General features: G+C 64.3%; 21 protein-coding genes and 1 tRNA gene. 11 read left to right on the top strand and 11 right to left on the bottom strand.

What is annotated here, in order from left to right; genetic code table 11:
* Position 1: 1 nt before the first annotated feature.
* Positions 2-442: a methylaspartate mutase subunit S gene (gene glmS, locus NO366_RS13945; protein ID WP_256531396.1), complete on the bottom strand. Its 441-nt coding sequence runs from the start codon at positions 440-442 to the stop codon at positions 2-4.
* Positions 443-619: 177 nt separating this feature from the next.
* On the opposite strand from glmS, the gene mct reads away from it, so the two are divergent.
* The 8 genes from mct to ddfA all read left to right on the top strand — a co-directional run bounded on the left by mct (position 620) and on the right by ddfA (position 6,657).
* Positions 620-1,798 carry a succinyl-CoA:mesaconate CoA-transferase gene (gene mct, locus NO366_RS13940; RefSeq protein ID WP_256531395.1) on the top strand — a complete coding sequence of 393 codons (1,179 nt, stop codon included), beginning with the start codon at positions 620-622 and terminating at the stop codon, positions 1,796-1,798.
* Between the two features lie 113 nt (positions 1,799-1,911).
* Complete coding sequence (locus NO366_RS13935; RefSeq protein WP_256531394.1) at positions 1,912-2,232, top strand: DUF5785 family protein; 321 nt, start codon at positions 1,912-1,914, stop codon at positions 2,230-2,232.
* An 86-nt stretch (positions 2,233-2,318) separates the two neighbouring features.
* Positions 2,319-3,083, top strand: coding sequence for a GTP cyclohydrolase III (locus NO366_RS13930; RefSeq protein WP_256531393.1), 765 nt, complete (start codon positions 2,319-2,321; stop codon positions 3,081-3,083).
* Between the two features lie 117 nt (positions 3,084-3,200).
* Complete coding sequence (locus NO366_RS13925) at positions 3,201-3,770, top strand: CBS domain-containing protein (protein ID WP_256531392.1); 570 nt, start codon at positions 3,201-3,203, stop codon at positions 3,768-3,770.
* 65 nt (positions 3,771-3,835) lie between these two features.
* Entirely contained in the window at positions 3,836-5,056 is a 1,221-nt protein-coding gene (locus NO366_RS13920; protein ID WP_256531391.1) for a phosphoglycerate kinase, read from the top strand.
* Positions 5,028-5,564 carry a GNAT family N-acetyltransferase gene (locus NO366_RS13915; protein ID WP_256531390.1) on the top strand — a complete coding sequence of 179 codons (537 nt, stop codon included), beginning with the start codon at positions 5,028-5,030 and terminating at the stop codon, positions 5,562-5,564. The genes NO366_RS13920 and NO366_RS13915 overlap by 29 nt, the downstream gene beginning before the upstream one ends.
* Positions 5,565-5,587: 23 nt before the next feature.
* A tRNA-Thr gene (locus NO366_RS13910) sits at positions 5,588-5,661 on the top strand.
* Positions 5,662-6,384: 723 nt separating this feature from the next.
* Positions 6,385-6,657, top strand: a complete 273-nt coding sequence (ddfA, locus tag NO366_RS13905) for a DdfA family disk-determining factor (RefSeq protein ID WP_256531389.1) — start codon at positions 6,385-6,387, stop codon at positions 6,655-6,657.
* A 25-nt stretch (positions 6,658-6,682) separates the two neighbouring features.
* Here the strand turns inward: ddfA and NO366_RS13900 are convergent, their stop codons facing one another.
* The 3 genes from NO366_RS13900 to NO366_RS13890 form a co-directional block, all read right to left on the bottom strand.
* Positions 6,683-7,444 carry a ribonuclease H-like domain-containing protein gene (locus NO366_RS13900; RefSeq protein ID WP_256531388.1) on the bottom strand — a complete coding sequence of 254 codons (762 nt, stop codon included), beginning with the start codon at positions 7,442-7,444 and terminating at the stop codon, positions 6,683-6,685.
* 166 nt (positions 7,445-7,610) lie between these two features.
* Positions 7,611-9,701 carry an AAA family ATPase gene (locus tag NO366_RS13895; RefSeq protein WP_256531387.1) on the bottom strand — a complete coding sequence of 697 codons (2,091 nt, stop codon included), beginning with the start codon at positions 9,699-9,701 and terminating at the stop codon, positions 7,611-7,613.
* 234 nt (positions 9,702-9,935) lie between these two features.
* Positions 9,936-10,586: a DUF7504 family protein gene (locus NO366_RS13890; protein WP_256531386.1), complete on the bottom strand. Its 651-nt coding sequence runs from the start codon at positions 10,584-10,586 to the stop codon at positions 9,936-9,938.
* A 218-nt stretch (positions 10,587-10,804) separates the two neighbouring features.
* Here NO366_RS13890 and NO366_RS13885 point away from each other — a divergent pair, with 218 nt between their 5' ends.
* Positions 10,805-11,719 (top strand): MSCRAMM family adhesin SdrC, encoded by a 915-nt coding sequence (locus tag NO366_RS13885; protein WP_256531385.1) that lies wholly within the window; start codon positions 10,805-10,807, stop codon positions 11,717-11,719.
* A gap of 330 nt (positions 11,720-12,049) precedes the next feature.
* On the opposite strand, the gene NO366_RS13880 is transcribed toward NO366_RS13885, so the two are convergent.
* The 7 genes from NO366_RS13880 to NO366_RS13850 form a co-directional block, all read right to left on the bottom strand.
* On the bottom strand, positions 12,050-13,024 hold the full coding sequence (locus NO366_RS13880) for an MBL fold metallo-hydrolase (RefSeq protein WP_382274243.1): 975 nt from the start codon (positions 13,022-13,024) through the stop codon (positions 12,050-12,052).
* Between the two features lie 202 nt (positions 13,025-13,226).
* The gene (gene msrA, locus NO366_RS13875) at positions 13,227-13,769 is read right to left on the bottom strand and encodes a peptide-methionine (S)-S-oxide reductase MsrA (RefSeq protein ID WP_256531383.1); all 543 of its coding nucleotides are present in this window, start codon (positions 13,767-13,769) and stop codon (positions 13,227-13,229) included.
* Between the two features lie 283 nt (positions 13,770-14,052).
* Positions 14,053-14,718 (bottom strand): cyclase family protein, encoded by a 666-nt coding sequence (locus tag NO366_RS13870; protein ID WP_256531382.1) that lies wholly within the window; start codon positions 14,716-14,718, stop codon positions 14,053-14,055.
* Positions 14,719-14,832: 114 nt separating this feature from the next.
* Positions 14,833-15,165, bottom strand: a complete 333-nt coding sequence (locus tag NO366_RS13865; protein ID WP_256531381.1) for an AzlD family protein — start codon at positions 15,163-15,165, stop codon at positions 14,833-14,835.
* Entirely contained in the window at positions 15,158-15,931 is a 774-nt protein-coding gene (locus NO366_RS13860) for an AzlC family ABC transporter permease (protein WP_256531380.1), read from the bottom strand. Before NO366_RS13860 ends, NO366_RS13865 begins: the two co-directional genes overlap by 8 nt.
* A 175-nt stretch (positions 15,932-16,106) precedes the next feature.
* Positions 16,107-16,766 carry an HD domain-containing protein gene (locus tag NO366_RS13855; RefSeq protein ID WP_256531379.1) on the bottom strand — a complete coding sequence of 220 codons (660 nt, stop codon included), beginning with the start codon at positions 16,764-16,766 and terminating at the stop codon, positions 16,107-16,109.
* Between the two features lie 92 nt (positions 16,767-16,858).
* Entirely contained in the window at positions 16,859-17,524 is a 666-nt protein-coding gene (locus NO366_RS13850) for a 2,5-diamino-6-(ribosylamino)-4(3H)-pyrimidinone 5'-phosphate reductase (protein ID WP_256531378.1), read from the bottom strand.
* Between the two features lie 352 nt (positions 17,525-17,876).
* Here NO366_RS13850 and NO366_RS13845 point away from each other — a divergent pair, with 352 nt between their 5' ends.
* Together NO366_RS13845 and NO366_RS13840 are read left to right on the top strand one after the other, a co-directional pair.
* Positions 17,877-19,148: a Single-stranded DNA binding protein gene (locus NO366_RS13845; protein WP_256531377.1), complete on the top strand. Its 1,272-nt coding sequence runs from the start codon at positions 17,877-17,879 to the stop codon at positions 19,146-19,148.
* A complete protein-coding gene (locus NO366_RS13840) occupies positions 19,145-20,914 on the top strand; it encodes a hypothetical protein (protein ID WP_256531376.1) in 1,770 nt (589 codons plus the stop codon). Before NO366_RS13845 ends, NO366_RS13840 begins: the two co-directional genes overlap by 4 nt.
* The last annotated feature ends 1 nt before the right edge of the window (position 20,915 follow it).

The following is a 20,915-nucleotide window of genomic DNA, read 5'->3' as shown; positions in this document are numbered from 1 at the left end:
GTCAGGACGACACCCGAAGCCGTTCGCTTTCGGTCGCGTTCAGCTGCAGATCGCGACGGAGTGCGGCGATAGCCTCGGTCGGACCCGACTCCGGGTCGAAGACGCGGTCGAACCCGAGCGTCTCGAAGGTCGCTCGCGTCTTCTCGAAGTCGTCCTGCCCCACTGAGAGATTTCCGCCGATGTACGTAACGGCGTCTACACCCGCGTCCTCGAGACGGTCGTGGAGGCCCGCACAGTCCTGTTCGGCGTGTCCGTACAGCGACGAGACGAGGATCGCCTCGGCGTCGTGCGCCGCCGCGGCATCGACGAACTCGGCCTGGCTACTCTGGACGCCGAGATTGATCACGTCGAACTCCGCCCCTTCCAGTGCCCGTTCGAGGATCGTCACTCCGACGACGTGCGCGTCGGAACCGATCACCCCGAGGACGACGGTTGTCGGCATGGATGCGGAACCATGATAGATTGGGGCTTAAAGATAATGGTTTATCATGATAAAACGCCTTATATGCCATTGAATGTGTGTCTGTACCATGGCCCGCAGCAGTCCCGGGCGGGAAAGTCCATCGCAACGCTCGGGGGTGTAGTAAGGGTTAACCCAGTCTTCGCGTTATGCCGCGTCATGGGAGCACTCTCGGACCTGCGCGTACTAGACCTGACGCAGGTGCTCGCCGGGCCGTACTGTACGATGTTGCTCGCGGACATGGGCGCGGACGTCGTGAAGGTGGAACGACCTGGTGGCGACCTGATTCGATCGAATCCACCGTTCGTCGACGACCCGGACGAGGAACCCTACGGCGGCTACTTCCAGAGCGTAAATCGCGGCAAACGGAGCATCGAACTCGATCTCGGGAGCGAAGCGGGCCGCGAGACGTTCCTGGATCTCGTCGAGACGGCTGACGTCGTCGTCGAGAACTATCGCGCCGGGACGATGGAGTCGTTCGATCTCTCCTACGAGCACCTGTTGGATCGGAATCCCGAACTGATCTACGCCTCGATCAGGGGTTTCGGCGACCCGCGGACGGGCGAGACCGACCGGCAGGGTCAGCCGGCCTTCGACATCATCGCGCAGGCGCTCGGCGGCGTCATGGAGATCACCGGAGAGGCGGACGGGACGCCGATGAAAGTCGGTCCAGGGATCGGTGACCTGTTTACCGCGACGCTCAACTGTATCGGCATCCTCGGCGCGGTCCATCACCGCGACCGAACGGGTGAGGGACAGTACGTCGACACGGCGATGTACGACTCGATGATCAGCATGACCGAGCGTGCCATCTACCTCCAGTCCTACGAGGGGGAGCCGCCGACTCGCTGTGGCAACGCACACCCCACCCTCTTTCCGTACAACGCGTTCGAAGTCGAAGACGGGTACGTCGTGGTCTCCGCGTTCGGGACCAATCACTGGCGTCGGTTCTGCGAGGCGATCGATCGACCGGACCTCGCGGCGGACTATCCGACCCCTGCCGACCGGCTGGCCGATCGCGACGTCCTCTACGACGAACTCGCCGCCTGGATGCGCGAGCACGAGACGGCCGACGTAATCGACCGACTCGAAGGTGACGTCCCCGTAGCGCCCGTCCAGAACACAGAGGACATCTTCTCTGACTCCCACGTCCACGACCGCGATATGCTCTACGAGGTCGACCAACCGGGGACGGACGAGTCCGTTCACATCGCCGGAAGCGCTATCAAGATGACCGAGACGAACCCTGAACCACGCTCCCGTGCACCGTTGCTCGACGAACACCGGGACGAACTGCTGGCGGAACTGGCCGCGCAGGATCGAGCGATTCGAGAGTGAACGCCGGGTGTGAGATGCGGTCGGTGATCGACGCCTGGCGAACGAGTCTGTGACCGAACCCTGACAGATAGTGCGTGAGTAACGTTTTTGCCGCCACCGACGAGAGACGACGTATGGACTGGCCGCACGACCCGGACGGCGAGGAGGGAAGCGAGGAGGGCCGCAAGTACGACATGGCCATCATCGCCAAGAAGGTCGACGAGGACGAGGACTTCCCGCTCGACCGAGACGCGTTCGTCGCTGAATTCGGCGACGATCCCATCCGCGTCAACCACCGACGCGTCGTCGCACTCTCCGACATCTTCGAGTACGTCGAACCGGACGAGTTCGAGACTATCGTCGACATGCACCAGGCCGTCGGCGACGCCATGCGTTCGGGCGATTGCTGGGAGTATCACCCGCAGGGTGCAGAGCCGGAGCGAAAGCCCGCCTGAGGCGTGACCGTCTGGACAGCTACCGCTCCATCACGAATTTGGATTGCGTATCACTTATCCGATGGTGGTGGCATCGTTCACTCACCGTGACGAACACGCAGGTTACACTCTTCCAGATAGACAATTACGGGCCGTGGACGGTCACTCCCGAGCCGCGACGCGAAGCGGACCTCCAGACGCTCCAATCTCGCCTCTTCGCCGATATCTCGCAGTACGTCGGCGCGAGGGACGGCTACGTCTTCTTCACCCGCTTCGACAACATGATCGCGGTGACCAACGGGCTGGACGTGACGGATCACGAGTTGCTCCAGGAATCCATCTCGAATCGCTATCCCGTGACGGTCAGTATCGGCGTGGCGACGGGACGAACACCGATCCAGGCACTGTCCGACGCCACGACACTCGTTCAGGACGCCGGCAGCGCCCAGGACGATGGGCGCCGGGAGATACTGGACGGCCGTATCGTCGACGACGAGTTTCGAGCTCCGGACGACGTACAGATCGCACACTTCGACGTCGTCGACGCGACGGGCGAGTACACCGACGAACTCAACGCGTTCGACAGCTTCATCGAGATCGAACAGGGCTACGCCGCGCTGATGCGGTACATGCGACGCGCCCACGACAGTCTCTCGTTCTTCGTCGGGGGTGACAACGTCATCGCCGTCTGTCCCGATCTGGATCGGACGGCCTACGAGGACGCCGTCGACCACGTCGAATCGGCAGTCGAGGTCGAACTGCGCGTCGGCGTCGGTCGTGGCGAGACGGCACACGAAGCCGGAATGAGCGCCAAGCACGAACTCGAACACTGCCGGGCAGATGGACGGCGACTCTCCCTCGGCTGGGAGTGATCTGACGCCCGCGAACGGCGGTCAGTGGACCGTTGAATCGTCCGTGAGTACTACTCGTCAGGCGGGAATAAGCGTATCGGGGCTAGCTTTTAGGGCAACTGTGTGTTATAGACTATCATGGAAACGGAGGTGTCGGTCAAAGACGTCCTGACGACGTCGTACGTCGGCGTCAGCGAATCGGACAGCGTTCGAGGTGCAGTCGAACTCATGCGGGCCGAGCGAGCGGGATCAGTTCTCGTTGTCAGGGGTTCGAGTGCGGTCGGCATCATGACCGAGTGGGACGTCATGGGTGTCGTCGAAGCCGGCCAGGATCCGGATACGGTCACCGTCGGATCGGTCATGTCCTCGCCGGTACTCACTATCGAGCCGGACAGATCGCTCACCGACGCAGCGGGCGTGATGGCGAGAGACGCGATCAGGAACCTGGTCGTCGAAGACGACGAGGGTATCGTCGGCGTGTTGACACAGCGCGACGTCATCGCCGCCGCGGGGTCGTTCAGCGGGACGACGACCGTCGGCAACTCCGAACCGATGGCGATGGCGGCCGACACTGTCGCTCAGGGTGTCGAAACGAACGGCGGGACGGACTACACCACGCAGGGAGTCTGTGACAGTTGCGGGACGTTCGCCGAGTCGCTTCGGGAACGAAACGGCCAGCTCGTCTGCAACGATTGTCGATCGATCTGACGACGTTCGATCGCGTATCGGTCCGATAGTAAGACCTTTCGGGCCGGCCAGTGGACCTCCGACTGATGATCAACACCCTCGACGATCTCGACGCCCGAGGGACCGTCGTCGGCTGTCGCGTGGACATCAACAGCCCCGTCGAAGACGGTTCGCTCCTCGACGATTCTCGAATTCGGGCACACGTCGGTACGCTCGAAACTCTCCTCGAAGCGGACGCCCGCGTCGCGGTGTTAGCCCACCAGGGACGCCCTGGCGGCGGTGACTCGTTTTCGACGCTGGAACCGCACGCCCGTCGGTTGGACACCCTCCTCGACGCGCCGGTCGGGTACGTCGACGAAACGCACGGTAAGTCCGCCAGGGCGGCCGTCGACGCACTCGACGACGGCGAATGTGTCGTTCTCGAGAATACGCGCTTTTACAGCGAGGAGTACATGACGCTCGAACCGGACGTCGCGGCGTCGACACACCTCGTCACACGACTCGCGCCCGTCTTCGACGTCTACGTCAACGATGCCTTCGCAGCGTCCCACCGATCGCAACCATCCCTGGTCGGTTTTCCACGCGTGCTGCCGAGTTACGCTGGACTCGTCATGGAGCGCGAACTCGAAGTACTGGACGATATCGCTACCACCGACAACCCAAGAACCTACGTCCTGGGGGGTGCGAAAGTGTCCGGATCGATCGACGCGGCGCGCGATGTACTCGCACGCGACCTCGCCGACACCGTTCTCACCGCCGGCGTCGTGGGAAACGTCTTTCTGGCGGCCGCCGACGAGGACATCGGCAAAGCGAGTACTGACTTCATATACGAACGGGGATACTGGGACGAGATCGAGCGCGCGGCGTTACTCCTCGACGACTACGGCGATCGGATCGAGTTCCCGTCAGACGTTGCCGTGGACCGAGACGGTGAGCGGGTAGAACTCGGCCTCGATGACCTCCCGCCCGGCGACGACGAACCGGCCATGGACGTCGGCCAGGAGACGCTAGACCGATACGAGACCGTCCTCGACGAGTCGCGGACAGTGATTCTGAACGGACCGGCCGGTGTCTACGAGAGAGATGTCTTTGCGACCGGCACGCGAACGCTGTACCGGGCTGCGGCCGACGTGGAGACGAGCATCGTCGGTGGCGGCGACACCGCCTCTGCCATGAACGCCCTCGGGATCGACGGATTCACGCACGTGAGTACGGGCGGCGGTGCCGCTCTCACGCTCTTGACCGGCGACTCGCTCGTCGCCGTCGACGCCATAGCAGATGCCCCGAAACGATCGGCCGGTGATTGAACCGGCGACGCCCGACGACGTGGATGTGGTCGTCGAGTGCTGGCTTCGCCTCGCCGCCGAACAGCGCGAGCACGGTTCCGCGGTCTCCGTCGAAGAGAACCGCCAGGCGATCTCTCACCTCCTCTCGGCCCACCAGTCGGCAGGCGGCCTCATCGTCGCTCGCCGGCCCGGCTCCGACGCGTCGTCGGAGACTGGATCTATCGTCGGGTTCGCGACGGTGACGATCGAAACGCAGACCATCGCCTTCGATGAGACACGGGGACTGCTCTCGAATATCTGGGTTCGGCCCGACCACCGTGGGCAGGGAATCGGTGGTGAGTTACTCGAAGCGGCCGAAACCGCCCTCGCCGAGCGAGGGGCCGACGTCTGCCGACTGGAGGTACTCGAAGCGAACGAACGCGCCCGGGCGTTTTACGACGATCACGGCTACGAAACCCGCCGCCGCGTCCTGGAACGGTCCCTGGACGGGAAAGACAAAAGCGATACACACTCAAAGGGCGACCGCTAACCACCGATTGCGTGCCACGTCGCGCCAGGGGAGCATGGGCGGTTCATGCACTCGACTTGTAATCGAGACTTCGTGGGTTCAAATCCCACCCCTGGCTTCGGTGCCGCGAGCAATTCGCGAGCGGCACGATCCGTCTGTGGGATTTGAATCAGGGAGAGCGCAGTCTCGCGAACGGAGTGAGCGCGGAAGCGATCGACCGTGGTTCACAATCCACCCCTGGCTTGCGTGATTCGAACGGAGTGAGAATCACGGTGTCCCGAGCAATGAGCGGAGCGAACCGCGAGGCAGTCTGCGTCGAACGAAGGGAGGCGCGAAGTGCGGACGTGGGATGTGAAGTACGGAACGAGGGAGCAAAGCGACCGAAATTCAGGTGGTTCACAATCCACCCCTGGCTTGCGAGGGGGACACTTCGTTCGTATCGCGAGGACACCAACGGTGAGCGGAGCGGATGGGGGCTGTCCAGCAAAAAAGGAGTTCCCGCCTCGAATTACGAGTTCCCCAGAATTTTTCGGTGGAGACTGTCGTAGCCACGGTTGGACATCCAATTCCACGGGTCCTGTCCACGTATACGATAGTGAGACACGGGGGTAGTCGAAGGATGCGCAGATCCAGCTTGTGAGGAGTGGGACCCGATAGCAGACGCTCCGACCGCCGTCTCGGCACCAACCGTGTGACTGTCGTGCTGGTCTATCTGGCCCATAGAGCGGTTTCTGCATATCTCAGAATTCTAAATAGTCAATTGGCGGATTCAGTTACAAATTTTTGGAAGAATAGACAGATCTCGGTAGGTTTATGGCTACCGGAGGGTTGGAGTGTGCCAATGCTGGCCTCAGCGGACCGATCCCGGGGGGTAGAAGAGCCACCGAGTATCGCGATCGTCACGGCGGTCGCAGAACACGAGGGCGTCGATCCGACGGCACTCAGACCGCCTGAGTACGACTCGCTCTATCGGGTGTGTGATCCGGACGCGCTGGACGCGTTGTTTGCGTCCGATAGCACGACGAAGGGGTCGGTTTGCTTTCGCTTCTGCGGGTACGAAGTCGAGGTGACGAGCGAGGGGACCGTCTCCGTCGTCGATCCGAACGTCCAGTAGCCACCGCGTCGGTACCAGCGGCGCGTCACGTCTCGTCGCCCGATCGTCGAACGGTCCCGAACACCGAGTCGTGGAGTCGACTCGTGACGTCGCGCGCGATCGGTTCCAGGTTGATCGTGTCTGCCTGGTTGTAGCGGACGAGCGTCTCGAGCGCCGCCTCGTCGCCGCGTTCGTACTCGTGCCACAGGCGGACGGCGTCCCGGCCCGAGATATCTGGGTCGTCCCGTTCGATTCCGAACTGACGTTCGACGTCGGAGAGACCACCGGACAACCCGACGGTACGGCAAGCGGAGTAGAGATCCATGTGTGGCACCTGGAGGTCCAGGTCGAAGGCGTGCTCGATGAACGGCACGTCGAACCGTCGTCCGTTGAACGTGACGAGCAAGGGAGCATCGGCCAGTCGCTCCGCCAGTCGCTGCCGCGTGAGGTCGCGCCCTCGAACGAGCGTTTCGGTCGACCCGCCCTGGTGCATCGATACGGTCGTGACCACGTCCCGGTGGCGACTCAATCCGGTCGTCTCGATGTCGAGATAACAGGCGTCCGATCCTGCGTTCTCGAAGAGCCGCCACTGGGAGTTTGCTGGGAGGCAGTCGGCGAAGAACCCGTACTGGGCCCGTTCGAGTCGATCGCTGGCAGTTTCGATAAACGTCTCGATACGAGTCGAAAGCGTCGGACCGACAACGTCGTGCTCGAACTCGTCCCAGTGTGTCACCCCCGCCTTCCACAGTTTGCGTTCGGTCTTCTCCCCGACGCCCCGCACGGGAATGAAGCTGTTCTCGATACGCACAGACGGACTGGATCGGCCACCACGAAAAAGGGCTCGATCGACGGGTTCGCACGCGACCGGGGCGCGATCGTTCCACTGGGCGACTAAAAGTAGTGAGGATCTGTCGACACGATCTAGGGGATCCGACCGAGGGGGGCGATCAGGTGAGACTCGATGGACGTGTGCGTTACTCGCCGGTGTCAGAGAGATAGAGTGTTCGGTCGATGACTTCGACGATGGCTGCCTCCCACTGTGAGACGTCGGTCCCGTCAGCGTCCGGGATGTCGACGACGATTCGGTTCCCGGAGACCGTGACGTCGACGTCGGCGTCGCTTTGGGCAGCGAAGCTCTGTAACTGGTAGCGGAGCAGGCGCGTCGACGCGTCCGTCGCGTCGGTCGTTTCGAGGTCGTAGACGAGAACGACGGCGTCGTCGTCTACCTCGGCCGACGCGTCGACACCGTGAGTGGAGCGCGATAGCTCCGGAACACTGTCGTTGATCGCCTCGACGGCGTCGTCGATCGTGATCGACGGCTCAGTCGTCTCCGGCGGGGAAAACTCTTCGAACGTGAACTCGATTCCGTCGTCCGGGTCGAGGGTATCATCCGTTTCGAACCCATCACCCGTCTCTGAACCGTCGCCTGGTTCATCGCCGTCCTGAAGAGAGGGGTCGTCCCCCGTCTCCGATTCGTCGTCCGCTGCGGTCGGGTCGTCACCCGCAGTTTCGCTCTGCCCGGCGGCCGTGGTGTCGCTACCGGATCCAGAATTCGAGGCGTCCTCGTCGGTGCCAGATTGGGGATCCGATTCCGATTCCACGCGATCCACGATCGGCGTCGGTGAATCGGTCTCCGGCACAGGTGCTTCGTCACCACCCATGCCCGCTTCGTCGTCAGCGCCCGCCGCCTCGTCGTCATCGCCCGCCGCTTCGTCGTCAGCGCCCGCCGCCTCGTCGTCAGCGCCCGCCGCCTCCTCGGTCACCGCTCCGTCGTCTGACGCCGCCGATTCGGTCACTCCTTCCTCGACCGGGGTGTCCGTTTCAGCCCCCTCACTGCGGCCAGCCTCGACGTCGTCACTCGGTTCCGTGTCAGACTGGACGTCTCTGACGATCGACCGTTCGTCGTCGCCATGTTCTGTCCCAGCAGCGTTCTCCGACGTCGTCACGATCGACCCGTCTTCGGTCGACTCTGCGGCAGTGGGATCGTCCCGATCGACGGCGTCGTGGTGGTCGCTGGTGACAGCGTTCCGTCCGCCGTCGTCGTCGGTCGATGCAGCAGTGGTTTCGTCTGTGGCCGTCTCGGTATCCAGGGATGGAGACGCATCAGTGGGCTCCTCCTCCCCTTCCCGTTCACCGATTCCGTCCGATTCCGATCCCGACGACAGGGACGCGTCCGTGCCTGCTGAACCGGAACCATCGTCAGATGGACTCATCGACGCGGCACCGTCCCGATCGACCACGATCGGATCGTCACTCTCGTTCGGTGGTCCGTCGGTCTCCACGGTGACGTCGCCCGATGGCGTTTCAGGGGCGTCACCGGATTCGAGTTCACCGGCGATCGGGGACCGACCGTCGCTGACGGCCGCCCGATCGAGTTCCGTTCGGTACCACGGGGTTCTGTCGGGTGACGCGACGAACCGTCCGCGATTACTCACTTCCGATCGCTCGTCTCGATCTGTCCGGCTCGAGTCCGTCTCACGGGGGTCGCGATGGGATCGGTTGACGGGTGTCGGATCCGCACCGAGGCGTTCGCGCGAAGCGGTCGATTCGTCCCTGGGCGACTCGTCAGTCGACTCAGATCGCTCCGCCACGTCGGTATCTGACTCTACCGGTTCGTCAGAACGTTCGTCGGCACCGTCGGTCGGTCGGTGGTCGGGACCGGTGTTCGCCTGCCGTGCTTCAGGGGAGGTCCGTCGATCCGCGCGCGGTTCGGACCGTGGGGCACCGGACCGCTGTCCCGGAGTCGATACGTGCGACGGTTGCGTGGGTCGCTCGGTTGTCTGCGCTCGGGAGTCCGCCTGGGGGGCCGTGTGCGTCCCACCCGGGGTAATCGTTCCTCCACCGCGAAGGTGTACCTGCGGACCGCCGGCCCCCGACGAACCGGCCACCGCTCGTTCCAGGTCCGTGAGATCGTCGTCGACCGTATCTTCGAGTTTGTCGACCTTGTCCGCCACGCCGCGAAGCGCCAGTGCGACGTCCCAGAGGACGACGACGCCGAAGAACAGGAGGGCGAGCAACACCGTCACCGCAACACCGCCGAGAATCTGTGCGTCGACTGCGACCATAGTACTGATACGGCAATCGAACGATCGCCATATAGTGTTTGTTGCCGATTCGAACGAGAGACGCTGAGGAGAGGGTAATCCGGGCGTTACGCCGCGGCGGCGACCCGCCGAACCGTGCGACAGACACCGATTCACACTGAACTCCGAATCACCGTCCGATTCGTGGCTCGATCGGAGCACCGACGGGTGGTCCGGGGACACCTCGGCGCTCATCGACTGACGGCTCTCCGGTACTCACAGCGGAATCCAGTCCGTCGACGTCTCGCCATCTCGAAGGTGCCATCGGTGTTCCAGTTCCCCACCGATCGTCCGAAGACACACGACCGCGTCGAAGAGTGGTTCGAAGAGTCGAACGGCTTCTGACTCACGATCGATCGGCAGGTGATAGTGTCCCATTCCGCGGCTGCGTCGGGTGCGTGTCGTGATGACGTGGAGCAGGCGAAAGACCACTTCCGAATCGTGTCGCTCCAGGAGTTCGTCCACCGCGTTCACGCAGACCCGGAGCGTGGCCGGATCCAGGTCATCGAGTCGGTCGAGTTCGTCGACCCGATTGACGAACTCACGACCGACCATCCCGAGGACGGACAGTTCGGTAATCGACTCGCTCGGCGAGAGATCCAGGGCCGACGCCGACGATTCGGGGTCGAGCACGAGATAGTCGGTGTCCGTCGACCCATCGCGTGGAATTCGCGTCCGGTCAGTCGAGACGACGATCCGCCGCTGGGCCGAGTCGTTCGAGCCGAGAAACGTGTCGCAGACGTGTTCGTGGGTCGTCGCGACCGGTTCGCCGACGAGCAGTACGTTGCTGCCATTTCGTTTGAGCGTTCCCAGCGCCTGCGCGAACGATGTGCTCTCTGGCACGCCAACCCCAAGCTCGCTACCCATTCAATCAGTAAATTGATTCAATTGCAAATAAGTATTGCGGCCATAAAATCATCTGTTAGGTGCATCCAACGGTAATTTATACTCGGCATCCATATCGCATCGAAGCGACAGGCGGGTAATTCGGCGCCTCGAATCGTGCTTCCCCGCGGAGTACCGATACGTATCGTCCAAACCGGGGGAACCGGACGCTTATTCCGTTGGACGGTGACGATACCGGTATGAGTCGGGACGATATCGCGGTCGCACTGGAAGACCTCGCGGCGGCGATTCGAGGCCTCGAAGGGACGATAGCGGACACCGCCGGTGACGAACCGCCTGCGCGTTCTCGAGAACTCCCCACGCTCGACGACGTTCTCAAAGTGACCGACGAACGCGCGATTCCGGCCCTGATCGGGCTCCTCGAAGCCCAGATACGGGCGCTCACACTGTTGCAACGAGGGTCCCGCGCCGTCCGCCGAGGGCGCGACGTGAACACCCGCCTTCGGGAGGCGACCGGAGACGGGTCCAGCATCGATCGTACCGCCGCACCGATCGTAGACCGGATGGGGGAGACGATCGACGAGATCCAGAATCGGCTCGGAGATTCGTCCGACGCGGAGACGCGCGCCCTGCTCGAACGAACTCGCTCGCTGTACGAGGAGATAGACCGCCGCCTCTCGGATCACTCCCCGGAGAACCGATCCGATGGCTACCGTATCGAGATAGACGACGGATCGCCCGACACGGACCCGGACGAAGCAGCCGACCGTGGGAAACACGACGGAGAGCGATCTGACGGTCGACAACCGACGTCAGCCGGCGATCACGTCGACGTGGACGCCGAGCTCCAGACACTCCGTGATCGATACGGCGCCGACGACGGGAGAAACGGATCGACAGAACACGACACGGTCGAATCGGCAGACGCCGGTGCAGATCGACCGAAAACCGATGGTACCGATCGATCGGAAGACACTCGTGCGGATGAATCGGAATCTCCCGATGTAAGCGATTCGACCCCGTCGGAATCCGACGAGGCGGACGTCGAGGAGCCGAACGGTACCGACGCTCCCGACTCGTCGCAGACCGACACGGGGCCGACCGAATCTGTTGACGGTGACGACCCTGGAGACGAGGCGAACGAGGAGGATTGACGAGTCTCGCGTCCACCCGAGAGACGTCTCGTCACAGTCGACCGAGACGGGCTTTCGCCGGATCGGTGGAATTCGTGGGTCACGCAGCGTATCGATCACAGTTCCATTTTCGAACGAATATGATCACGTAGTTGTCACACGGCGGAAGTCGATCGGCAATGTCGGAGGTCGATCAGCAATGTCGGAAGTCGATCGTCACACGTGAGCGGACGAGATCAGCCCTTCGTGAGAGCGTCCTGTCTCTAGGTGTCGTCCCCGGAAGCGGCGGATTGGACACTGTCGTTGTATCCAGCGGCCGTATCCGCCAGGGTACCCGTCTCGCCGATCGACTCACAGCGTCGGAAGGACGTCCGCCGCCGTGACGTCCTCGGCACCGAGTCGATACCCGTCGTTCGTCACCTCCACCGCGCCGGCCCGAGCCAGGTGGTCGAGGTGAGCGAACGCTTCGCCAGGACCGTGGAGGATGTGAATGTTCTCGAGCGACCCGAAGAGTTCGGCGCTCACCTCCCAGGGTGTCGCCGATTCAACGGTACGAAGCACTGAGAGTACGTTGTCGGTTCGTTCGTGGTGGTGCTCGACGATCGTCCGTGCGCGCGCCGCGGGCGACTCGATCACCTCCCTGTGGCCGGGCCAGACCCGATCGTACTCGGTCTCCACGATCGCAGCGAGCGTCTCAACGTAGCGCTCTAACGGTCGTTCGAGGCGGAGGTCGGCGCCACCGACGTTCGGCGTGTAGACCGGCAAGATCACGTCGCCGACGAACGCTTCCGCGGAGCCGTCTCGTTCGAACCCGAACGTGCAATGACCAGCCGCGTGCCCCGGCGCGTGGGTTACAGAGAGCGTGACGTCACCAATCTCGATGTCGTCGCCGTCGTCGATCACGACGAGGTCCTCGGGCGCTTCGATCGGCGGGATCGCGTCGAAGAACGAACGCAGTTCGTCTCGTTTCTCTGCCGGCATGCCCCAGGATTCGAATCGGTGCTCCTGTAACTCGTCGTACTCCTCAAGTGCGTCTGGATCGCGCGATACGAGCGGTGCCGTCCGTTCGTGTGCGTAGACGGGTACGCCGGCTTCGTTTGCGATCGAACCGGCTAGCGCCGCGTGATCGTGGTGGTGATGCGTCAGGACCACGACGCCGATGTCCCCGATCGACTGTCCGGTCGACTCCACACCAGCCACCAGTTGTTCCCGAATGTCCGGCCGGTGAATGCCCGTGTCGATCAACGCCGTCTGCCCCTCCGATTCGAGGAGGTAGGCGTTATTCTCCCCCTCGAACTCGTGGTTTCCGAGCGAAATTGCCTCCAGGTTCACGACTGAAGAGAGGGAACACCCCTACGTATCGTTGTTGGAATCGGCACCGACCGTGACGCGGAGGTACCGACCAGAGACCCGTATACGTCGACCGAACGGAGACTCGTCTCCGTCGACTGGAGGTGACTGTGTGGGTCGGGATCGGTCGACCACCGTGTGGGTCGACCAAACGGTGACTAGCGACGAGTGCCGACCGTTACGGGTTGGGCTCGGTTTCGACGCGATCGGCGAACTGCTCACGGACTGTCTCCAGTTTCGGTGCCGCGTGCATTCGACAGTACGCGTCGTTTGGGTTCTTCTCGAAGTAGTTCTGGTGATGCGCTTCGGCCTCGTAGAACGTCGAAAGCTGGTCGATCTCGGTGACCACCGGCTCGTCGTAGACGCCCTGGTCGTCGAGTTCGTCGACGAATGCTCGCACCAGCGACTCCTGGTGCTCGTCGTGTGCGAGGACGATCGACCGATACTGCGTTCCCACGTCGGGTCCCTGCCGGTTCAGTTGGGTCGGATCGTGGACCGTGAAGAAAACCTCGAGGAGGTCCTCGTACCCGATGACGTCGGAATCGTACGCGACCTGGACGACTTCGGCGTGCCCGGTCTGACCGCTGCACACGTCCTCGTACGTCGGGTCTGCGGTGTGACCCCCTGCGTAACCCGATGTGACCGACTCGACGCCCGCGAGCTGTTCGAACGCGCCCTCGATACACCAGAAACAGCCGCCGCCGAACGTTGCGTGTTCCATACACTACCCAGGAGGTGAGCGAACAAATGGGTGACGGGGACGGTCCGCGAACGAATGGGTGACGGGGACGGTCCGCGAACGAATGGGTGACGGGGAATTCGAACGGACACCAGCGCGGGATCGATTCCGTCGGAAACGACGTGTGAATCGATCGTCCTGGCATCTGCGTGAGACCGTAGTTCGGTACGGTCGACGTCATCTGTCCGATCGCAAACCGGTGTGCGAACGAGCCGAACAGGACCGTGGGAGATCCCCCCAATCGGTTCGATCGGTAGAGAGCGAGTTAGACGGACGCGACCGCCCGAACCGGCGCGCCGTCGCCGCGTGCAATCGGAAGGGGGTAGGCGTGAACGACGAACGACTCCCCAGTCGGAAGTCGATCGAGACCACGGAGGTTCTCGACGATCAGGCGGTCAGCCTCGAACAGGATCTGGTGAGCCGGATACCCGTCCGGATCGTCCGCACCCGCGCGGTCCGTCGGCGTCGGGTCGACACTCGGCGCGTCGACCCCAACGTGACAGCCCCAGTCAACGATCTGTGCGGCCGCGTCGGCCGTGAGAGACGGATGGTCGAAGTAGCGGTCCGAGCCCCAGTGGTCGTCCCAGCCGGTGCGGATCACGAGCAGATCGACCCCGTCGAGAGAGCAGGGCGCCACCGCCCGACGGAGCTGTTCCGCCGTGATGGACGCCCGGGAGGCGAGCGGCGCCAGATCGGCCACGAGGGCAGCGAACCGGAACGTCGCGGGGTCGTACTCGTCGATCGATCGGCCTGTCTCGAGCATGTGTGCAGGGGCGTCGACGTGTGTGCCCGTGTGACTATCGAGTTCCAGGCCCGTCACCCGGTAGCCGTCGTCGGGGACGGTCGCGAGCGGTCGAACCGTCGACGTCGGGTCGCCCGGATAGACCGGCATGCCGTCTCGGATCTGCTGTGAGAGATCGTACGTCACCATGGCCACGTTCTACCTGCAGGTAGGTCGCGTGCCCCTAATCGGTTCCGTTCGCACGGAAGCACCTCCAGGCTCGCCGATTCGGTCGGACCCACCGCCGTCGAACGACGATCCGTGTCACAGCAGCGCCCTGAATCCGACGACGGCGACGAGTCCGGCGGCCAGGGCGACGAGCAGTCGATTCGTTCGCCAGGCGACGAACGCGACGACGCCAGCAGCGGCCCACTCGGGCGGCCCGCTCTCTACCAGTTCCGGGCCGAGGATCGAGACGACGATCGCTCCGGGGAGAGCCGAAAGGCCTGCCTCCACGCGTTCACTCACGTCGACCTGACTCAGGAACCAGAGTCCACCGACCTTCGTCGCGACCGTGGCGGCGGCCATCGCCAGGATCACAGCGACGACGAACGGATCCAGGCCGATTCCGGGGGCCCACGCGACGTACTCACTCATCGTGACGAATCACCTCGGCGACCGCGGCCGCACCACCGCCGACGACGATGTACCACTGGCCGGGAAGCAGTTCCGCGGCCGTCACGGAGACGGCGAGCGCGACGGCCCACGGGAAGAGATTCGAGCGGCCCTCCCAGAGATCGACGAGGAGCGCGACGAAGACGGCGGCGAGGACGAAATCGAGACCGAACCGTGCGGGTTCACCGATCGCTCCCCCGGCGACCGCGCCGACGACGGTCGAGGCGATCCAGAACAGCCAGAGGGCGATTCCGCTCCCGACGAGGAACGCGCCGCGTCCGCTTCCGCCGGCGAGGTCCCGCATCGTCAGCGCCCAGTTCTCGTCGGCCATGAAGAACAGGCTTCCGTACGCCTGTCGGGGCGACAGTGACCGGAACCACGGCTCGAGCGCCGCTCCCATGATCGAGTACCGGAGGTTGATCGCGACCGTCGCGAGCAGGATCGTCGCCACGGGGATCGGATCTGACCACAGTTCGACGGCGACCATCTGTGAGGCGCCCGCGAGGACGGTCGCGCTCATCAGCGCGGCCTCGGCGACACTCAGGCCGGCCCGATCGGCGAGCATCCCGAACGCGACACCGTAGCCGGCGACGCCGATCGCGACGGGAACACCCGTCGTGAACCCTCGTCTGAGTCCGGCCCAGCCGAACGTCACGTCTGTGTGACCCGCACCGCTCGACGCGTGCCCGTCGTCGGTCGCACTCGCTCGATCGTGGTCACCAGCCATCTCTTCGGACGATCCGGTCATCGCGGGCGCTCGTCTCGCACGAGTGCCCCGGTTTCGGTCGTCAGTCGTGCGGCCATCAGTATACGGGGACTGGGTAACGGACCGCTAAAGTCGTCTCGGAAGCGGGTATCGACGTAGGTGCGTGTAGCAGGACGAGTCCGCCAGCCCTCACGTCAGGTCGGTCCGACCGCTCGGGTCAGACTGCGCCCGTGCTCTCGCGGTCGAACCGTTCGAGAAACCGTTCACAGAATGCGTGGCGCTCCGCGGCGAGGTCGCGCCCGGCGTCGGTGTACATCCGGTCAGACAGCGTGAGAATCTTCTCCGTGAAGTGGGTGCGCGACGGTGCACCCGCGCTTTTGTCGTTCCCGTCGGTAGACGGTTCGATTCCGTGCATGGGAAACCCGTTCGAACCGCCGTGTGAGAACACCCTGGCGATCCCGACCGCGCCGATCGCGTCCAGGTTGTCGGCGTCGCAGAGGATGCGAGCCTCCGGCGAACGCGGTTCGACGTCGTTCGAGAAGCGGTGCGCACGGATGCAATGGGCGACCGCGTCGATCGTCTCCCGATCGAGCCCGATAGATTCGAGGATCGACTCGGCCTCCCGGGCGCCCCAGTTGGCGTGGTCGTCGATTGCACCCGCGTCTTCACGCTGGCGTCCGACGTCGTGCAACCAGACCGCGTACCGGAGTACCGAGTCGTCGACGTCGTCGCGCCCTGCGGCGAGCTGTTCGGCGAGTCGCTCGACACGACGGACGTGTAGCCAATCGTGAGCGGGCGGCGCATCCGCGAAATACGTCCGGGCAATCGACCTGACGTCCGACGACTCCGTAGACTCCGGTGCCAACTTCTCCCCCATAGGGCCGAGTGTCTATCCAGCCGGTGAAAGTGGTTCCGACTGAGGGATCGATTCACACCCATCTCGGCTGTGACCGCGTGGCCGTGCGCTGGTCACCGATCCACCGTCCAAGAGAGGACGACGCCGTCGTCGAGTCGCTCGACCGACGACAATGATAACGAGGGAAAGCCGGTGACGAATCCCTCGCCGTCGGCCAGCGTCGGTGCGTCGCGTCCGCCGAACACCGTGGAACCGACGTACGTGATCAGCTCGTCCACGAGGCCCGCATCGAACAGCGAGAAGATGAGTTCACCGCCCCCTTCGACCATCACGTCCCGAAAACCGGCCTCCTGCAGGGCAGCGAACGCGCGTAGGAGGTCCACACGATCCGCACCGGCCGTGATCAGTGTCGCGCCGCGGTCTGCCAACGCCGACCGCCGGTCCACCGGCGCGGCCTCGCTCACGAGTACGTACGTCTCGGCCGCGTCGTCGAGGACGGACGCGTCAACAGGAGTCCGCGCCCGCGAATCGGCGACGACGCGCGCCGGGTTCGCCGGTCGATCGGATTCGATGCGGGTGTCGCGAAGCGCGTCTGCCGTGACAGTGAGGCTCGGATCGTCTGCCAGCACCGTTCCGACGCCGACGACGATGGCGTCGCTGTCGGCTCGGAGCCGATCGACGCGATCGAAGTCCGCCTCGCCGCTGATCACGATCTGCGTTCGCTCGCGCGTCGAGAGCTTCCCGTCCGCGCTCATCGCCGCGTTGACGACCACGTGCATGGATGCGTGAGGTTTCTGCGGCACCGAGTTAACGCCACCGCCGGCTGACCGAGCGGAACCGGGCTCACCACCGGTTCCGACGATTCACGTTCACGGAACGACCCGCCCGCCGTCGATCGCCGGCCCATGGAATGGTCTGTCCGCTCGTCGATCGCCGGCCCATGGAATGGTCTGTCAGCTCGTCGATCGCCGGCCCATGGAATGGTCTGTCCGCTCGTCGACCGCCGATCTATGGGTCGGATCGGTAGGGGCGTCAGAGGATCGTCGGCCCGCCTTCCACTAATCCCGGGAGGGCTTTACTTTCGCTCCGCGCTACGAACGCTTTTCACGGGCGCGCGTATAGGTGTCCGTAATGGATCTCGACAGCCACGCCGAGGAACTCGCCTCCGCCCTCGGTGTCGACAACGAGGAGGTCAAAGTCGACTTGCAGAATCTGGTGGAGTACAGCGTCCCCATCGACGAGGCCAAACAGAGTCTGCGCCGAAAGTACGGCGACGGCTCCGCCGACGCTGGCGGCCCGACAACGAAGTCGATCGGCGAGATCACGCCCGACACCGGGAACGTCAGCGTGACCGCCGTCGTTCTCACTGCGGGCGAACGGTCGATTCGCTACCAGGGAGACGACCACGTCATCGTCGAGGGCGAACTCGCCGACGAGACGGGACGCATCGACTACACCGCCTGGGAGGACTTCGGCCTCGAACCGGGAGAGACGATCACCGTCGGGAACGCTGGCGTCCGGGAGTGGGACGGTGAACCCGAACTCAACCTCGGCGAACACGCCGCGATCTCGGTCACCGATGAATCGCTCGATGTTCCGTACGAGATTGGCGGCGAGGCCACGCTCGCCGAACTCGAGACCGGCGATCGTGCCAGATCGGTCGAGGTCGTGGTCGTCGAGTGCGAGACGCGGACCATCGATGGACGTGACGGTGAGACGGAGATTCTAAGCGGCGTGTTCGGCGACGAGAGTGGCCGTCTTCCCTTCACCTGCTGGGATCCCAGGCCGGAGATCGAGACGGACGCCACCGTCCGCGCAGAAAACGTGTACGTCCGTGAGTTCCGAGGCGTCCCCGAGGTCAACGTCTCACGATTCTCGACCGTCGAGACGCTCGATAGAGCGATCGAGGTCGGGACCGACGCTCCGTCGCTCGGTATCGGGCAAGCGGTCGACAGTGGCGGTATCTACGACGTGGAACTGACGGGCAACGTCATCGAGGTGCGCGACGGCTCCGGACTCATCCAGCGCTGTCCGGAGTGTCGCCGGGTCGTACAGAAGGGCCAGTGTCGCACTCACGGCGACGTCGACGGCGAGGACGACCTCAGGGTCAAGGCGATCCTCGACGACGGGACGGGAACCGTGACAGCCGTCCTCGACGACGAACTCACCGAGGAGATCTACGGCGGCGACCTGGACGACGCCCGCGAGGCCGCACGGGAGGCGATGGATCAGGAAGTCGTCGCGGATCGTATCCGCGAGCGGATCGTCGGCCGCGCGTACCGGGTTCGCGGGCACCTCTCGGTCGACGAGTACGGTGCCAACCTTGACGCCAATTCGTTCGACGAAGTCGCCGAGGATCCGGCCGACCGTGCGAGCGCGTTCCTCGCGGAGGTGAACGCGTGAGTTCCAACGGCGACGGCGACAGCCGACCGGGCCGTGAAGTCGCATACCGGCTCTTCGCCGCCGAGTTCGACGACGCATCGCTGTCGTACGCCGAGAGCGACGAGGAGCGCGCACCGAACTACGTCATCTCGCCGACCGGTGCGCGGCTCAATCGCGTCTTCGTCGTCGGGACGCTCACGGAAGTCACCGACGTCAACGAGGAGATGGTCCGGGCCCGCGTGGTCGATCCGACGGGCGCGTTCGTCGTCTACGCCGGGCAGTACCAGCCCGAGGCGCTGGCGTTTCTCGAACGGGCCGATCCGCCGGCCTTCGTCGCGGTTTCCGGAAAAGCCCGGACGTTCGAGCCCGACGACGGCGATCAGGTGTACACATCCATCCGCCCCGAGACCCTGTCGCTCGTCGACGCGGAGACACGCGACCGCTGGGTGGTCGACGCTGCAGAGCACACTATCGACCGAATTCGGCGGTACGCCGCAGCCGTCACACTGGACGTGGACGGGGACGCGCTCGGCGACGTCCTTCGGGAGAACGGCGTCTCCGAGGGATTCGCCGAGGGGATACCGCTCGCGATGGCCCACTACAGGACGACGCCGACGTACCTCGACGGCCTTCGCGACGTGGCCGTCGACGCCGTCCGTGTCGTCTCCGGCGAGCAGTCACAGGTCGAGGCGAGCGTCGGGTCGCCGGACGCGACGGGACCCGACGCCCCCAGCTACGAGACGCTCGCCGCCGATGGGCCGACGTTCTCCGTCCCGGACGACGTCGGGACGACCGAAGACGAACCGGAGTCCGATGCAGTGACGACGGACGCACCCACCGGGACATCGTCAGACGCCGCGGCCGGTGCGGCGGTCGGCACCGCGACCGCGAGTGAACCGGTCGTCGACGCGGACGCCGACGAAGCGGCCGTCGACGTCGAGTCGACGACCGAACCGTCGACTGGAGCCAACGATACGACCGAACCGTCGACCGGAGACACTGATACGGCCGAACCGTCGGCAGTCGACGACGATTCGGACGGCGAGGACGTCCTCGGGGACTTCGAACCCGGAGACACGACGACAGCCGACGATGGCGAGACGGCGAACGAAGACGGGACAGCGGACGCGGAACCGACGGCCGACGATGAAGCGGTCGGCGACGGAGTCGCGGCTGACGTGGACGGTGCACCCGATACCGACGTCCCGACCGACGATGATGGAACGACCGACGACGGAGGGTCCGAACCGTCGGCACCGAACGAGACCGAGTCGGAACCCGAATCCGACGCCGTCGAGCCGGCACCCGACGCGGGAGACGACGGCATGTACGACCTCGACGAGGAGGAACGCCAGGCCGTAGAAGAAGAGTTCGGGACCGACTTCACGACCGGCACGGAGGTCGACGACCCCGGGGAAGCAGATATCGACGTTCCCGACGCGACCGACGTCGCGTCGGAGGTGGCCGAATCAGAGCCCGACCAGCCCTCGCCGGACGACGACGCGGGCGGACGGAGCGAAACCGACGACGGACCCTCGGACGACGGAACAGACGAAGCGGCCGATGCGACCGAGGACGATGCCGCCGACGAAGTCGACTTGCAGTCGCAGGTCGTCGAGACGATGGACGACCTGGACGACGGCGACGGTGCCGAGCGATCGGCCATCGTCGAGACCGTCACCGAGGAGACGGGCGCGTCCGAAGACGACGTCGAACAGGCGATACAGGACGCGCTGATGGGCGGGGAGTGTTTCGAACCGTCGGAAGACAGGTTGCAGGCCATCTGAG

Source organism: Halovivax cerinus (assembly GCF_024498195.1).
In the GTDB taxonomy this organism is placed as follows: domain Archaea; phylum Halobacteriota; class Halobacteria; order Halobacteriales; family Natrialbaceae; genus Halovivax; species Halovivax cerinus.
Note: the sequence above shows the minus strand (reverse complement) of the source record. Positions and strands in the feature narration are given on the sequence as shown.

Excerpts from the sequence above, each read along its gene's own strand:
- NO366_RS13890 (WP_256531386.1), bottom strand. The coding sequence starts at position 10,586 with ATGGGTAGCGAGCTTGGGGTTGGCGTGCCAGAGAGCACATCGTTCGCG.
- NO366_RS13920 (WP_256531391.1), top strand. The coding sequence starts at position 3,836 with ATGATCAACACCCTCGACGATCTCGACGCCCGAGGGACCGTCGTCGGC.
- NO366_RS13870 (WP_256531382.1), bottom strand. The coding sequence starts at position 14,718 with ATGGTGACGTACGATCTCTCACAGCAGATCCGAGACGGCATGCCGGTC.
- NO366_RS13885 (WP_256531385.1), top strand. The coding sequence starts at position 10,805 with ATGAGTCGGGACGATATCGCGGTCGCACTGGAAGACCTCGCGGCGGCG.
- NO366_RS13860 (WP_256531380.1), bottom strand. The coding sequence starts at position 15,931 with ATGACCGGATCGTCCGAAGAGATGGCTGGTGACCACGATCGAGCGAGT.
- msrA (WP_256531383.1), bottom strand. The coding sequence starts at position 13,769 with ATGGAACACGCAACGTTCGGCGGCGGCTGTTTCTGGTGTATCGAGGGC.
- ddfA (WP_256531389.1), top strand. The coding sequence starts at position 6,385 with ATGCTGGCCTCAGCGGACCGATCCCGGGGGGTAGAAGAGCCACCGAGT.
- mct (WP_256531395.1), top strand. The coding sequence starts at position 620 with ATGGGAGCACTCTCGGACCTGCGCGTACTAGACCTGACGCAGGTGCTC.
- NO366_RS13915 (WP_256531390.1), top strand. The coding sequence starts at position 5,028 with ATGCCCCGAAACGATCGGCCGGTGATTGAACCGGCGACGCCCGACGAC.
- glmS (WP_256531396.1), bottom strand. The coding sequence starts at position 442 with ATGCCGACAACCGTCGTCCTCGGGGTGATCGGTTCCGACGCGCACGTC.
- NO366_RS13935 (WP_256531394.1), top strand. The coding sequence starts at position 1,912 with ATGGACTGGCCGCACGACCCGGACGGCGAGGAGGGAAGCGAGGAGGGC.
- NO366_RS13855 (WP_256531379.1), bottom strand. The coding sequence starts at position 16,766 with ATGGGGGAGAAGTTGGCACCGGAGTCTACGGAGTCGTCGGACGTCAGG.
- NO366_RS13925 (WP_256531392.1), top strand. The coding sequence starts at position 3,201 with ATGGAAACGGAGGTGTCGGTCAAAGACGTCCTGACGACGTCGTACGTC.
- NO366_RS13895 (WP_256531387.1), bottom strand. The coding sequence starts at position 9,701 with ATGGTCGCAGTCGACGCACAGATTCTCGGCGGTGTTGCGGTGACGGTG.
- NO366_RS13850 (WP_256531378.1), bottom strand. The coding sequence starts at position 17,524 with ATGCACGTGGTCGTCAACGCGGCGATGAGCGCGGACGGGAAGCTCTCG.
- NO366_RS13865 (WP_256531381.1), bottom strand. The coding sequence starts at position 15,165 with ATGAGTGAGTACGTCGCGTGGGCCCCCGGAATCGGCCTGGATCCGTTC.
- NO366_RS13845 (WP_256531377.1), top strand. The coding sequence starts at position 17,877 with ATGGATCTCGACAGCCACGCCGAGGAACTCGCCTCCGCCCTCGGTGTC.